This is a genomic window from Stenotrophomonas mori (assembly GCF_023556335.1).
Lineage (GTDB): Bacteria > Pseudomonadota > Gammaproteobacteria > Xanthomonadales > Xanthomonadaceae > Stenotrophomonas > Stenotrophomonas mori.
The window spans coordinates 1,198,150-1,212,473 of record NZ_JAIKTS010000001.1; the positions used below are offsets into that span (position 1 = coordinate 1,198,150).

Sequence of the window (14,324 nt, forward strand, 5' to 3'; positions counted from 1 at the left end):
CATATTGCCCTTGGAGGGCCTACGAGCAGGAATATCACTCGTCGTATTAACCTTAGCGCAAAGCTAGGCTACGCATCCTGAGTGTAATTTGCAACACATTGAAAATAAAGACATTTTTATCAAATTTGGCATAGCCATTTCATGCAATTTTGTGATTCTTTCTTGCTGAATAAGGACAGTCCAAATGCGTCAAAACTTGCACGCTCCCTCACCTATTCATTGCCTTAGAATGGGCCGCAATCACGGCATCAAGGCCTGCTTCGGTGATCACATCCAGCTCGGAAATCGACGCACCGACAGAAGCCATCAGATCCTCCAGTTCCTCGATGAGCCGAGCATCCGGTCTGGCCTTCGATTCTTCTTCTTAATCTGTTCGGTAATGGTCGCAATACGGTCATTGAGCAGGTCGCGCGCGATCTCGTACTTGACACTCTGTTCGTAGGTGTGGGTTCCCATATCAGGCCTCCTTCGCAGCACTACTCTTTCCACCGTCAATTTCCGGCTTCGGCTCATCCGTGGCAGCTCTTGGCAGCTTGTCCAGCTTGGAGACCAGATCCTCAGCCCTCAGATGCGTATATCGCTTGAGCATCTGCATGGACTTGTGACCACTGATGGCGGATACCTCCTGGTCACTGAAGCCAGCCTCTACAAGCCTGCTGACCGCCTCATGCCGGAGGTCATGGAACCGTAGATCCTGGATGCCAAGCTCCGTCTTGATGTCGTGCCAGGTCTTGTTGAACGTATAGGGTTTGCGCTCACCATCACGCCCTGGCTCACCGAAGAACACCAGCTTGCAATCCTCCGGCCTGGTCGGATTGGCAACAGCCTCGACGAACGCATTGGTTGCCGCCTGCGTGAGAGGCACGGTACGGGCACTGTCGTTCTTGGTCATCGCCAGCCGTACCACGCGCCGTTTCAGATCCACCTGGCTCAAACGAAGGCCCGCGATCTCGCTCGATCGCATGCCAGTCTCGATCGCGATGGTGAAGATCCAGCCCAGCATCGGATTGGAATGCGCCTTGATCCTGGCGCGCAATGCGCGCTCCTCCTCCTCGGACAGCCGTCGGTCCCTGCCATCCCCTGGCGATGGCTTGCGCACGTTCGCCACCGGATTGCGGATGAGGCCCAACTGCCATTCCCGGATGGCCGTGGTGTAGAGATGGCTCATCAGCGCCAGCTCGAGGCGCACGGTATTGGCGCTGAGGGTGCCAGCATCGGGCTTCGTGACCCGCTTCTTGCCTTTCCGGACGGTACGAGGCGTCGCCGGCGTTGGTCGCGGTAGCTCGCTATCAGGTCTGGGCTGATTGCCGCCAGCGAGTAGTCGCCGAAGAAGTCCCTTAAGGCCTCGGCCTTTTTCTTCTCGGCTGCCTGCGTGCTTGGCTTCTTGGTCAGCGTCACCTCGGACAGGTAGCGATCCAGCGCCTTGCCGAAGATCAGGCGCTCGGCGCTTGTCCGATCGATGTACACGCCGCGCACCATTTCGTCTTCGGCGCGTCGCGACCAGTCCTCCGCATCGCGCTTGATACGGAAGGTCTTAGATGCGGTCGGCCAACCCTGCTTGCGGATGACCGCTTTCCAGGTTCCCGAGGGTGTCTTGACGATGGTGGCCATGGGGCTCTCGTTTCGGTGGTGTACCGAAACTGTACCTACGAAAAACCCGCGACGTGCGCGGGCTTCATAACCACTTGATTTGTATGGTGGCCGAGGACGGAATCGAACCGCCGACACGGGGATTTTCAATCCCCTGCTCTACCAACTGAGCTACTCGGCCACTTTGTTTTCGCGACGTTGCCGTCGGCGAGACGGCGCATGATACGGAGGTCTTCCGGTTTCGGCAAGCGTTGTGTGGAAAATACTGCGGCATCGCCATGCCGCCGGCCTGTATCGCGGGCGCGCCCCTGCCGGAGCGGCGCATGCGAACGGAATATTTACCCTGCGGCATGCAGCCTTGCCTGGCCCGCGACCGACCTTCTGGAGGCCGTCCATGCGCCATCGTCCACTGCTGTCCGCATCGCTGTCGCTGCTGTTCGCCGGCCAGGCACTGGCGCAGGCGCCGGTCGTCCCGGTCGAGCATTTCGAACTCGATCGCTATGCCGGCCAATGGCACGAGATCGCCCACCTGCCGGTATCGTTCCAGAAGCGCTGCGTCGCGGAGATCACCGCCAGCTACCGCCTGCGGTCCGACGGCCGCATCAGCGTGCTCAACCGCTGCCGGGTGCGCGACGGCAGCCTGCTGGAGGCCGAAGGCGTCGCCCGCCAGGTCGCCGGACACCCCGGCCGCCTGCAGGTCCGCTTCGCACCGGACTGGCTGTCATGGCTGCCCTGGGTATGGGCCGACTACTGGGTGATCGCGCTGGATCCCGACTACCAGTGGGCGATGATCGGCGAGCCCGGGCGCGACTACCTCTGGATCCTGTCGCGCACGCCGTCGATGGACAGCGCCCTGTTCGAACGGCTCAAGCGCCAGGCCACCGACATGGGCTACGACCTGGCGCCATTGCGGGTCGTGGTCACCATGGAGTGATGCCGGCCGATGCCCGGCATTGCCCGGCGACGGCCGGGCGCGCGCGGTGCGGCGGACGCAAGACGCCCCACGGCGTGCAGCGTGGCCGCACGCGGCGGTGGCCGGTCTACTTGCGCCGGTAATCCAGCGGTGGCGATTCGCGCTGCAGCAACGGGTCGTAGTGGAACGCCGGGCCACGCCGCTGCGCGAACTCGTCCGCCGCCCTGCGCACGGTGTCCGGCGACTGGAACAGCTGTACCGCGGCCAGGGCCAACGCCTTGGAGGCATTCAACGCGCCCTTGGCGCCGAGCGTGGCGCCGGAAGCCGCCACCGCCTGCCAGCTGTGCGCGGGAGTGCCCGGCACCCAGGTGGCGGTGCTGAGCCCGGCGGTCGGCACCGTCCAGCTGACATCGCCCACGTCGGTCGAGGCGCTGCCGGCGAGGTCGGCACGGTACGGCTGCAGCTGCGCGGCCACCGCCAACGGCGGGCGCCGCTCCAGGCTCTGCTGCAGGGTCTCGGCGAAGGCCTGTTCGGCGGCGTCGTAGCGCACCCCGCCCACCTGCTCCAGCGCCGCCTGCATCACCTGCCCCAGGGTGTCGTTGGGCAGCAGCGAGAACACCCCGCCGGTCTGCTCGAATTCGACGCTGGTACCGGTGCCCAGCGCCGCACCTTCGGCGGCCTTGTGCAGGCGCTGGAACACATCGCGCACCACGGCCGGATCGACATGGCGCACGTAGTAGTAGGCCTCGGCCAGGTCCGGCACCACGTTCGGCGCACTGCCACCGTTGCTGATCACGTAATGGATGCGCGTGCCGTCGGGGACGTGCTCGCGCATCAGGTTGGCCATGTGGTTGAACGCCTCCACCGCATCGAGCGCCGAGCGGCCGCGGTCCGGTGCGATGGCCGCATGCGCGGCCAGCCCGTGGAAGCGGAACTTGCCGCTGATGTTGGCCAGGCTGGTGCCCTGCGCGGCCGAATTCTCCGACCCCGGGTGCCAATGCAGCACCACGTCCACGTCGTCGAACAGCCCGGCCCGGGTCATGTAGACCTTGCCCGAGCCGCCTTCCTCGGCGGGTGTGCCGTACAGGCGCACTTCGCCTGCTGTGCCGCTGGCCTGGAGCCACTGCGCAATGGCACGCGCGGCGCCCACCGAGGCCGCGCCGAACAGGTTGTGGCCGCAGGCCTGGCCCGCCGCCTGCCCCGGAATCGGCGTGCGTACCGGCTCGGCGGCCTGCGCCATGCCCGGCAAGGCGTCCATCTCCGCGAGCAGGGCGATCACCGGGCCGTCGCCACGGCGGCCGTAGGTCGCGACGAACGCGGTCGGCATGCCGGCCACCCCGGCCTCGATCCGGAAACCGGCCTGGCGCAGCTCCTGTTGCAGCAGCTGCGACGACTGCACTTCCAGGTAGCCAAGCTCCGGGTGCTGCCAGAGCGTCTGCGCGACCTGCGCCTGGCGCGGCGCATAGGCGTCCAGGCTGGCCAGCACGCCGGAATCGGCCGCCCAGGCCGGAGCGCCGCAACCGGCCAGCAGGGCCGCCAGCAGCGGGGTGCGCAGACGCGCCAGGGTCTTGTGCATTGCCGTCATGCCTCAGTAGAAGCCCACGTTGTCGATTTCGAACCAGATCGTGCCGCCGGCCTCGCCGCCGCCGGAGAACACCAGCTGCTGGACGTCGTCGCCCTTCCATTCGGCCACCGGTCCCTGCGCGCGGTAGGGCGGCTGGCCCTGCAGCGCCGTGAAGGGGATCTCCACGGTCCGCCACGCGCGGCCGGCCTCGATCGGCGCCAGGAAGCGGCGGTCGCCCAGCGCGCGCGCTTCCAGCCGCAGCGTGCCGGCACCGCCACGCACGTCGAAGCGGATGCCGCGGTAGCCGCGCAGGTCGGCCGGCGCCACCGAGCCGCGGGTCAGCGGCAGGATCGCCGCCGCGTACGCGTTCGGCTTGGTGGACAGCTTGGCCTGCACCGACAAGGCGTTGCCGCCGTCGTCGCGGGCGACCACGGTGCTGACCTGCACGGTGCGGTCGTTGCCACCGTCGGCCTCGTCGATGCGCAGGGTGTCCAGTGCGGTACGCCCGTCGTCGCGCTCGAAATCGTCCACCCGTGCCGGCACCGGGCGTGCCGGCAGCGACAGCGCGCGGTTGCCCGCCGGCAGGCGCGTGCCCTTGCCGTGCACCTGGCGGCCGGCCACATAGACGCGCTGGGTATTGCGGATATCGGCGATGCGGTCCCAGGGACGGCCCTTCACCAGCAGCAGGTCGGCGCGCTTGCCGACCTCGATGGTGCCGCGGTCGGCCACGCCCAGCGCCGCGGCGCTGTTCGCGGTGCCGGCCAGCAGCGCCTCGGCCGGGGTCAATCCGGCATCGACCAGCAGTTCGAGCTCGCGCAGCGTCGAGGCGCCGTGCGGCGTTCCGGTCATCCCGGCATCGGTACCGACCACCACCGGAATGCCGGCATCGTGCAGCAGCTTCACGTTGTGCAGGGCGGTGGCGAAGTTGCGCCGGCGCTGTGCCAGCACCTCCGGGCGCGTGCCGGCCACGCCGCTGCCGTCCACCCGCTCGGGCAGGTACACCGCCAGCGAGGGCGCATAGGCGGTGCCGTGCTCGCGCATCAGCTGCACCAGCTCGGCATCGGCCGGCACGTCCTGCACGCTGTGCGCGATCACGTCCACGCCGGCGCGCGCGGCGGTCTTGCCGCGCTTGACCATCACCGTATGGGTGAACACCTTCAGGCCATGCGCATGGGCTTCGTCCACCAGCGCCGTGAGGGTCTCCTCGTCCATGCTGCTGTTGTCGGCGGCATTGGAATAGCGCCAGCCATCGGTGAAGCCCTTGATGAAGTCCGGCTTGTAGGCGGCGACCGCGCGCACCCCGGCGCGCGCGGCTTCCGGCGAGTTCACCCAGCGGGTGGTGTTCTCGTCGCCCCAGTCGGCGCCATGGCCGAGCGGCGTGCTCATGCGCGCGGCGAACTTCACGTCCGGAGCGGCGATCTCCGCCAGCCAGGCGCGCCGCGGCGCATAGGCCTCCGGCGGCTCGTGGAAATCGCTGACCGTGGTGACCCCGGCGGCCATGTAGAGGTTGGCGATCTGCGGCAGCTCGGCCGGCCGCGCATTCGGCGTCCAGTGCGTGTGCAGGTCGAACAGCCCCGGCAGCAGCGCCTGCCCGCGCGCCTGCACCACACGGGCCCCGGCGGGGGCATCCAGGCGCTCGCCGGCCGCGGCGATGGCGGCGATCCTGCCGTCGGTCACCAGCACGCTGGCCGGGTAGGCCTCGCGCCCGGTGCCGTCGAACACCATCGCATCGCGGATCAGCACCGCCGTATCGGCGGCGGTGGCGGCCACGCTGGCCAGGCCGCTGGAGAGCAGCAGTGCGGTCAGCAGGGCCAGCCGGCGGTCATCTCGCTTGTGTCGGTTCATTGCCTTGGTTCCTGGTTCATTGCATCGAGCGCGCCGCGTGCGACGGGCCCTGTGGCGTGCTCAGGCGCACGACTTTCCCCTGCTGCTCGACCACCAGCCCGAGGCTCACGGCGACGCTGCGCGCGAAGCCCAGCGGATCGCTGGCCGAATACAGGCCGACGATGCGGCGGCTGCCGACCACCGGATCGTCGATGACGATGCGGGTGTCGCTGTAGCGCAGGAACTGTGCGGCGGCCACCGACAGGGTGTCGCCATTGAAGGAGAGCATGCCTTCGCGCCAGGCCAGCTGCTGCTCCAGGTCTTCGTTGGCCACCGCCTCGATGCGGATGCCATGGCTGCGGTTGGCCAGCGCACGGTAGTTGGCCAGCAGCCGTGCCGGCGCCACCGCGCCCTGGGTGTCGGCCACGTCCACCACGCCCTCGCGCACCAGCACCTCGACGCCGCCGCTGCGGCGCTCGGTCAGGCTGACCGCGAAACTGGTGCCGACCGCGGTCACGTCGGTCTCCTGCGCCCGCACCACGAACGGCCGGCCCGGGTTCTTGGCCACGTCGAACAGCGCCTCGCCCTGCAGCAGGGTGATGTTGCGGCGGTCGTCGGTGTAGCGCACCCGCACCTGCGAGTCCGAATCGAGGGTGATCGCCGACCCGTCCTGCAGCGGGACGCGCAGGATCTCGCCGCGGCGCGTGGCGTAGTACTCGGCATCGTCGTCCTGGCGGTGCACACCGATCGCCAGCAGGCTGATCGCCGCGGCCGCACCGGCCGCCCAGCGCAGCAGCCGCCGCGTGCGCCCGAGGCGCGGTGCGCGTGCGGCCGCGACCGGGGCGTCCCGCGGCCCGGGGACGCCGGATGACAGCGCCCGCGCACGGTCGGTGCGCACCAGCACCGCGTGGGCCCGTGCATAGGCGCCGAAATGGCGCACGTCCGCCTGCAGCCAGGCATCGCGGGCAACGGCATCGGCCGCGCCCAGCGGGGCACGATCCTCGCGCGCGACCCAGGCCGCGGCGATATCGTCGATAGAGAGATCATCGGTTGCGCGCATTTCTCGTTCCTCCTGCTGTGGGCCGTTCCCTGCCCTCCCGCACGTTCTCCCCGTCGCGCTTCATCGAATCCATCAACACCCGGATTCCCTTGCAGATGTGCTTCTCCACGGTGTTCTCGCTGATCTGCATGCGTTGCGCGATCTCGCGCTGCGAATAGCCCTCGACCCGGCGCAGGACGAAGGCCTCGCGGCACTTGTCCGGCAGGCCGTTGATCAACGAGCCGATGCGTGCCAGCTCCTGCCGCGACGAGGCGGTCCGTTCCGGGCACGCCTCGTCGCCGCTGGTCGCCACGCGTTCGATCTCGGCCACCGCCTCGATCGACACCACCTGGGCGCGACGCAGCTGCTGCAGCACGACCGACTGCGCCACCGAGTACAGGTACGCGCGCGGCTGCCGGACGTGGGACACGTCCTCCATGGCGGCCAGGATGGCGTAGGCCTCCTGCACCACGTCGTCCACGTCCTGGTGCACCGGCAGGCGCCGGTGCAGCCAGTCCCGCAGCGCCGGCTCGCAGGGCAGCACGTGCTCGGCCAGCCACGCCGCCCTCGCCTTCGCCTGCTCGGCCTTCATCGCCGTGCTCCGCGTGCGCCCGGCCTCCGCCGGGCGCCGGTCCCTACCGCAGCCACCTTCATCAGAACGCCTTGCTCACGTTGACGTACCAGTAGCGAGGATAGGCCTGGTACACCGCCGAGGAGTACCCGAACACATCGTCGGACACCGGCGGACGCTTGTTGGCCAGGTTGTTGGCACCGACCTTCAGCGACACGCCCTCGAGCCAGCCCTCGCGCTCGAAGTCGTACTTCACGAACGCATTGGCCAGGGTCTGCGACTTCACCGTCCACGGCGTGCCGTCGGACAGCACCAGGCTGTTCTCCACGTACGAGCTGGCATAGCGCGCGGTGGCGCCCACCGACAGCTGCTGGTAGCGCCAGGTCAGCGTGCCCGACCACTTCCACTCGGGATTGCCGCCGTTGCCGATCAGGTCGCCGCCGCCGGTGATGCGGATCGACGGATCGACCAGGCCACCGGCCTTGGCATCCTCCAGCGCCTGCAGCGCCGGCGACCGCTGGCGGTAGAACTCGATCAGGTGGGTACCGGTGACCGAGACGTCGAAACGCCCGATCCGGGTTTCCGGGGAGTTCCAGGCGAAGTTGTAGTCGACGCCGCGCAGGGTCTGCGGTTCCAGGTTGACGTACTGGTCGGTGACATAGAGCACCTTGCCGGCCGGGCTCAGCCCGGTTCCGGCGAAGCGCGCGATGTCGTCGGCCGTGGGATCGGCACGCACCACCGCATCGTTGCTCCCGCCCTGCTGGCGCAGGATGTAGTCCAGGATCAGGGCGTTGCCTTCGCCGAACAGGCCGATGATGCCTTCCTGCTCGTACTTGTAGTAGTCGACGGCGAAGGTGAAGCGGCCGTAGTCCTCCGGGATGAAGCGCGGCTGGAACACCAGCCCCGCGCTGGTGTTGGTCGAGGTTTCCGGCTTCAGGTTGGGGTTGCCCGAGCGCCGTGCGGTGGTCGAGTAGGTGTGGCCGCCGCAACCGGCGATGGAGCCCTGTGCGCCGGTGCGCACGTCGGCCTCGCACTGGATGTAGTCGGTGCGGTTGTTGGAGCGGCTCACCACCGTGGCGTTGATCTGCTCCAGGTTCGGCGCGCGGAAGCCCTTGGCCCAGGAGGAGCGCAGGGTCAGCCCGTCGAAGATCTGCCAGCCCAGCGCCAGCTTCGGCTTGGCGACGCTGCCGAAGTCGTTGTAGCGCTCGGCGCGGCCGGCGACCTGCAGGTCCAGCGAGCGCACCAGCGGCACCTCCATCTCCGGCGACACCAGCGGCACCGAGAGCTCGGCGAACAGGCCGGCGACCGTGCGCGAGCCATAGGTGTTCGGGGTCGGGCTCACGCCGTACATGTCGCTGGGATAGTCCACGCCGGTGATGGCGTCGGTGAAGGTCACCGAGCCGTTGACGCGCGCATCGCGCTCGTCGCGCTGGGTCTCGTGGCGCACCTCGATCCCCGCGGCCATGCCGACGTCGCCGGCCCAGGTGCGGAACAGGTCCGGACGCGATGCCTTGACGTCCCACAGGTACAGCTCGGTCTCGCTCTGGCGGCGGGCCTTGTAGAAGAACTGGTCCAGCTTGCTCCAGTCGTTGCAGCCGCCGCAGAACGGGTTGTAGGCGGACTCGGTCGGGTTCGCGAGCGCCTGCTGGAACAGCGACATGCTCACCGCGTCCTGCGTGTCCTTGACCTTGGCCTTGGAGTACAGCGCGGCGCTTTCCCAGTCGAAGCCGAAGTGGTAGCCGCGCAGGCCCGCCAGGGCCCGCACCTGGGTGTTGTTGACCTCGATGCGGGTCGGGCGTTCGAAGCGGTAGCTGGTGATCGTCACCGGCGCACCGTCCGGACCGATGTCCAGCCCCTGCAGGCGGTTGGGGTTGAGCGAGCCGTCGGGCAGGTACATCGCGCCGAACGGGTTCCAGTAATTGCTTGCCGCCACCGTCATCGGCAGCGCGGTGATGGTGTTGACGCCGTTCTGCAGGCTGTAGGCACGCGACTCGTACAGGCCGGCCTCGCTGAAGAACGAAATCCCGTTCTCGAAATCGTGCTTGCCGGTGACGAACAGGTTCAGGCGGCGCACGTCCGGGGTGATCGACAGCGGGTACTGCGACTGGTGGTTGTCGCGCAGGTTGGCATCGTCACCGGACGTCGCCTTGCTGCCGGACTGCACGCACACGCCGTCGCCGAGGACGGCCTGGCAGCCGTTGTTGGTGGTCGGCTGCACGTGGAACGCGCCGGCGGCGGTGGTCAGCGGCGTGCCGTTGCTCGAGACCGGCCCACCGACGACGGTGAAGTTGCCCCAGGGGCTGTTGGTGTTGCGGTTGTCCACGCCCGCCAGCCCTTCGTACGGCGTGCCGGCGAAGTCGGCCGACCGGTCGCCGCTGCGGGTCCAGTTCTGGTCCAGCGAGTTCAGCCCGGTGGTGTTGTAGTAGTTGAAGGCGACGGTGATGTTGGAGCGCAGGTCCTCGGAGTTCTTGCCCCACATGCCGTTGACGCCGATGTCGCGCAGGTTGGTGCCTTCGCCGAAGCCGCGCTGCACGCTGATGGTGCCGCCGTCCATGTCGTCGCGCAGCACGTTGTTGACCACGCCGGCCACGGCATCGGTGCCGTAGATCGCCGCGGCGCCGTCCAGCAGCACCTCGACCCGGCCCAGATTGGCGACCGGAACCGCGTTGGCGTTGTAGGTCAGTACCGGCACCAGGTTGCCGTCGGCCTGGCTGGTCGGATGCACCACGGTGCGGCGGCCATTGATCAGCAGCAGGGTGTTGCCCACGCCCAGGCCGCGCAGGTTGACCGAGGCGATGTCGCCGCGCGCGTAGTTGGAGCTGTTGCCGCCGTTGGTGCCGCTGAACGAGACATCGCCCATCTGCGGGATGGAGCGGTACAGGTCGTCGCCGGACACCGCACCGGTGGCCTCGATCTGTTCGGTCTGCAGGGTCGCCACCGGCAGGATCGCCGCCGAGCGGCTGCCCTTGATCTGGCTGCCGACGACGGTGACCTGGTCCAGCGTGCTCACCGGGGCGCTGCTCTCCGGCGCCTCGGGGGCCGCCTGCGGCGCCGGCTCCGGTTCGGCCGCCTGCGCCACCGCCAGCCCGCCCAGCCCGCCCAGCGAGGCCAGCATCGGTGCGGCCGCGCGCAGGGTGATGGTGCGGCCATCGTCGGAGGCGATGGTCAGCCCGGTGCCGTCCAGCAGGCGGCTAAGCGCCTGGCGCGCATCCATCTGGCCCTTCAGCTGGCCGACTTCGACCCCGCCGTCCTCACCCGCCGCCGGAGCGATGATCTGCAGCCCGGCCTGGCGGGCGAACTCCGGCAACACATCCTCGATGCGACCGCGGTCGATGTCGAACGTGGGCGGCGCGGCGAGCGCCGGCATGGCCAGGCTCAGCGCGACGGCGGCGAGGCCGCCGCGGACCGCGCTTGCCAGCGGCAACAACTTGAATGAACGCATGAATGAACCCCTCCGGTATATGCGATTACGGCGACTTTGCAGGTCTCCTGGTAGGTCTAGATGAGCCGGCGGCGAAGTTCCGCCATCCATGCCGCCCCCGGGGACGGCGCCATCCCGCCATACGGCGTAGTATCCTTGACCTGTCGCCGCTCCGGATCCGAGGACCCTGCAGTATGCGTTTCCGCCCCCAGTACGTCCTGACTGCGCTGTTGGCGCTCACTCTCGCCGCATGCGGCAGCGGCCCCGTCAAACGGGTCTCCGAACCGGCCGCCGGCATCCAGCAGCTCACCGTCGCCGGCGACGGCAGCTGGGAAATCCAGCTGCGGCTGCGCAACTACAGTTCCATGCCGATGCGCTTCGACACCCTGGCCCTGCAGATGAAGGTCGGCGACGAAGTCGCCGGCGCCCTGGACGCCGCGCCGGGACTCTCCATCGGCCCGGAGTCGGCCGATGTCGTCACCGTGCGCCTGCAGCCCAGCTCGCCGGCGCGGATCGTGATGGCCGACGCCCTCGCCGGCGGCCGCTCGCTGTTCTACGAACTGGACGGCACCGTGGCCGCCACCCCCGAAGAGCGCAAGCAGCGCAGCTTCGACGTGACGGCCCGCAACAGCCTCAACCAGGCGCCGGGCCTGCCCGGGGTACTGCGCTGACCTCTTTCCCGCCCCTTCCGAGACCGAACCGATGAGCAACTACACGGCCCCCGTCACCGACCTCCGCTTCGCCCTGCACGATGTGCTCGGGGCCGAGACCCTGTTCGCCGCGATGGGCCTGGAAGAGGCCAGCGCCGACGTCATCGACGCCGTGCTGGAAGAGGCCGGGCGCTTCAGCGCCAGCGTGCTGGCCCCGCTCAACGCGGTCGGCGACCAGACCGGCTGCACGCTGGACAAGGCCACCGGCGACGTCACCACCGCCCCGGGCTTCAAGGAAGCCTATGCCCAGTTCGTGGAAGGCGGCTGGACCGGGCTGACCGCGGCGGCGGAGTTCGGCGGCCAGGGCATGCCGGAGACGCTGGGCATGGCGCTGAGCGAGATGGTGTCCTCGGCCAACCTGGCCTGGAGCCTGTTCCCGATGCTGTCGCATGGCGCGGTCGAGGCGCTCAAGCACTACGGCGAGGACTGGCAGAAGGAGGCCTTTCTCAAGCCGCTGGTGGCCGGCCGCTGGACCGGCACCATGTGCCTGACCGAACCGCACGCCGGCACCGACCTGGGGCTGCTCAAGACCCGCGCCGAGGCCAATGCCGACGGCAGCTACTCGATCACCGGCACCAAGATCTTCATCACCGCCGGTGAGCACGACCTGAGCGAGAACATCGTGCACCTGGTGCTGGCCAAGCTGCCCGACGCCCCTCCGGGCCCGAAGGGCATCTCGCTGTTCGTCACCCCCAAGTACAAGGTCGACCGCGACGGCAACCAGGGCGAGCGCAACGCGCTGCGCTGCGGCGCGCTGGAGCACAAGATGGGCATCCACGGCTCGTCCACCTGCGTGATGAACTTCGACGGTGCCCAGGGCTACCTGGTCGGCGAGGCGCACAAGGGCCTGCAGGCGATGTTCGTGATGATGAACTCCGCCCGCCTCGGCGTCGGCGTGCAGGGCCTGGCGCAGTCCGAGCGCGCCTACCAGGGCGCACTGGCCTATGCCCGTGAGCGCCTGCAGTCGCGCGCGCCCAAGGGCCCGCTGCTGGCCGACAAGCCGGCCGATCCGATCATCGCCCAGCCCGACGTGCGCCGCATGCTGCTCACCACCAAGGCGCTGACCGAAGGTGGCCGCCTGCTCGCCGCGCACGCCTACACCCAGCTCGACGCCGCCCAGCATGCCGGCGACGAGCAGGTCCGTGCCGACGCCGACACCCTGGTCAGCTTCCTCACCCCGATCGTCAAGGCCTGCCTGACCGAGTGGAGCATCGAGGCCACCTACAACGGCCAGCAGGTGTTCGGCGGCCACGGCTACATCGCCGAGCACGGCATGGAGCAGTACGCGCGCGACGCCCGCATCACCACGCTCTACGAAGGCACCACCGGCATCCAGGCGCTGGACCTGATCGGCCGCAAGACCGCCGTCTCGCAGGGCGCCGGCCTGAAGCTGTTCCTGGCCGAGATCGAGCAGTTCATCGCCGACAGCGCCGACAACCCGGCCGTGGCCGAGTTCCTGCCGGTGCTGGGCGCCAAGGCCAGGGAGTGGGGCACGCTGACCGCCAACGTGCTGCAGCGTGCCGCCGGCAACCCGGAGGAACTGGGCGCGACCAGCTGGGACTACCTGTTCTACAGCGGCTACGTGGCCCTCGCCTACTGGTGGGCCCGCGCGGCCGCCGCGGCGCAGGCCTCCGGGCACACCGACGGCTTCAAGCAGGCCAAGCGGGAGACCGCGCGTTTCTACTACGCGCGCATCCTGCCGCGCACCCTGCTGCACGCCGCCGCCATGGAGAGCGGCGCGGCACCGCTGATGGCGATGGATGCCGAGCATTTCGGCGGATGAGCCACCGGCCGCCGCCCGGGTCGAGGGCGGCGGTTTACACAAACTGTCACGCTTCGTGTATAAGCTGTTTTCCCGATGGAGACAGACACTACACCCCGTGGTCTGATCGATACCGGAGTCGCCGCACCTGCTCCGGACGCGGCGTTTTCGCTCCCGCCCCCCCTGCACCGCCTCGGTTCCGTGCGTCTGCTGTCGCTGGACGCGCATGGCCGCGTGCTGGACTGGATCACCTGGCAGGATGCGGCCTGCATCTATGCCCGCGGTGCGGTCGCCTGGACCCTCGGCGACCCCTGCCAGCACGTGCACGGCGCCATCAACCGCGCCAGCGGACGCCGCAGCGGGCTGGACCTGCACCCGATCATCGCCACCCGCGGGCACGCCCGCTCGCGCGCGCTTGATCCCACGCCCAACCTCAGCAACGCCGCGCTGTTCGCCCGCGACGCCCATCTCTGCCTGTACTGCGGCCAGCGCTTCGGCCGCCCGCACCTGACCCGCGACCACGTGCAGCCGCTCTCCAAGGGCGGCCTGGACACCTGGGAGAACGTGGTCAGCGCCTGCTTCCAGTGCAATTCGCGCAAGAGCGACCGCACCCCGCAACAGGCCGGCATGCCATTGCTGGCGGTGCCCTACCGCCCCAGCTGGATCGAGCACCTGATCCTGTCCAACCGCAACATCCTCGCCGACCAGATGGCCTTCCTGAAGGCACAGCTGCCGAGGCGTGCGCTGCGCCGCAGCGCATGAACCCGCGGGCCGCCGGAGGCCCGGCCCGCGTGCGATGCGTGGGCGTTCATCGGCGGCGGAGCGCAAACGCGTCCATGATGCGTCCCCCTGCAGGGCCGCCGCCCTGAAGGTGCGGCGGCCCATGCGGCGCCGGCGCCGGCAGCGCAGTACGGAGGCCGGGACGCCCTG

General features: G+C 68.9%; 12 protein-coding genes and 1 tRNA gene. 4 read left to right on the top strand and 9 right to left on the bottom strand.

Annotated elements, in window-relative coordinates; genetic code table 11:
- Nucleotides 1-306: 306 nt before the first annotated feature.
- The 4 genes from K5L01_RS05340 to K5L01_RS05355 all read right to left on the bottom strand — a co-directional run bounded on the left by K5L01_RS05340 (nucleotide 307) and on the right by K5L01_RS05355 (nucleotide 1,771).
- Nucleotides 307-456 carry a hypothetical protein gene (locus K5L01_RS05340; protein ID WP_250062591.1) on the bottom strand — a complete coding sequence of 50 codons (150 nt, stop codon included), beginning with the start codon at nucleotides 454-456 and terminating at the stop codon, nucleotides 307-309.
- A 1-nt stretch (nucleotide 457) separates the two neighbouring features.
- Nucleotides 458-1,168 carry a site-specific integrase gene (locus K5L01_RS05345; protein ID WP_250062593.1) on the bottom strand — a complete coding sequence of 237 codons (711 nt, stop codon included), beginning with the start codon at nucleotides 1,166-1,168 and terminating at the stop codon, nucleotides 458-460.
- Complete coding sequence (locus K5L01_RS05350; protein WP_250062595.1) at nucleotides 1,168-1,611, bottom strand: hypothetical protein; 444 nt, start codon at nucleotides 1,609-1,611, stop codon at nucleotides 1,168-1,170. Before K5L01_RS05350 ends, K5L01_RS05345 begins: the two co-directional genes overlap by 1 nt.
- A gap of 84 nt (nucleotides 1,612-1,695) precedes the next feature.
- Nucleotides 1,696-1,771, bottom strand: a tRNA-Phe gene (locus tag K5L01_RS05355).
- A 213-nt stretch (nucleotides 1,772-1,984) separates the two neighbouring features.
- Between K5L01_RS05355 and K5L01_RS05360 the strand changes: the two genes are divergently transcribed.
- Nucleotides 1,985-2,524: a lipocalin family protein gene (locus tag K5L01_RS05360; protein WP_250062597.1), complete on the top strand. Its 540-nt coding sequence runs from the start codon at nucleotides 1,985-1,987 to the stop codon at nucleotides 2,522-2,524.
- Between the two features lie 106 nt (nucleotides 2,525-2,630).
- On the opposite strand, the gene K5L01_RS05365 is transcribed toward K5L01_RS05360, so the two are convergent.
- From K5L01_RS05365 to K5L01_RS05385, 5 genes are all read right to left on the bottom strand, one after another.
- The gene (locus K5L01_RS05365) at nucleotides 2,631-4,079 is read right to left on the bottom strand and encodes an amidohydrolase (RefSeq protein WP_250062599.1); all 1,449 of its coding nucleotides are present in this window, start codon (nucleotides 4,077-4,079) and stop codon (nucleotides 2,631-2,633) included.
- A 12-nt stretch (nucleotides 4,080-4,091) separates the two neighbouring features.
- A complete protein-coding gene (locus tag K5L01_RS05370; RefSeq protein WP_250062602.1) occupies nucleotides 4,092-5,912 on the bottom strand; it encodes an amidohydrolase family protein in 1,821 nt (606 codons plus the stop codon).
- A gap of 16 nt (nucleotides 5,913-5,928) precedes the next feature.
- Nucleotides 5,929-6,951 carry a FecR family protein gene (locus K5L01_RS05375; RefSeq protein WP_250062604.1) on the bottom strand — a complete coding sequence of 341 codons (1,023 nt, stop codon included), beginning with the start codon at nucleotides 6,949-6,951 and terminating at the stop codon, nucleotides 5,929-5,931.
- The gene (locus tag K5L01_RS05380; RefSeq protein ID WP_250062606.1) at nucleotides 6,935-7,522 is read right to left on the bottom strand and encodes an RNA polymerase sigma factor; all 588 of its coding nucleotides are present in this window, start codon (nucleotides 7,520-7,522) and stop codon (nucleotides 6,935-6,937) included. The genes K5L01_RS05375 and K5L01_RS05380 overlap by 17 nt, the downstream gene beginning before the upstream one ends.
- 61 nt (nucleotides 7,523-7,583) lie before the next feature.
- The gene (locus tag K5L01_RS05385; RefSeq protein ID WP_250062608.1) at nucleotides 7,584-10,943 is read right to left on the bottom strand and encodes a TonB-dependent receptor; all 3,360 of its coding nucleotides are present in this window, start codon (nucleotides 10,941-10,943) and stop codon (nucleotides 7,584-7,586) included.
- Between the two features lie 173 nt (nucleotides 10,944-11,116).
- Here K5L01_RS05385 and K5L01_RS05390 point away from each other — a divergent pair, with 173 nt between their 5' ends.
- The 3 genes from K5L01_RS05390 (at nucleotide 11,117) to K5L01_RS05400 (ending at nucleotide 14,156) form a co-directional block, all read left to right on the top strand.
- Nucleotides 11,117-11,593 (top strand): LEA/WHy family protein, encoded by a 477-nt coding sequence (locus K5L01_RS05390; protein WP_250062610.1) that lies wholly within the window; start codon nucleotides 11,117-11,119, stop codon nucleotides 11,591-11,593.
- A gap of 31 nt (nucleotides 11,594-11,624) precedes the next feature.
- Nucleotides 11,625-13,415 carry an acyl-CoA dehydrogenase C-terminal domain-containing protein gene (locus K5L01_RS05395; protein ID WP_250062613.1) on the top strand — a complete coding sequence of 597 codons (1,791 nt, stop codon included), beginning with the start codon at nucleotides 11,625-11,627 and terminating at the stop codon, nucleotides 13,413-13,415.
- Nucleotides 13,416-13,490: 75 nt separating this feature from the next.
- Nucleotides 13,491-14,156, top strand: a complete 666-nt coding sequence (locus tag K5L01_RS05400) for an HNH endonuclease (protein WP_250062615.1) — start codon at nucleotides 13,491-13,493, stop codon at nucleotides 14,154-14,156.
- Nucleotides 14,157-14,324: the final 168 nt, after the last annotated feature.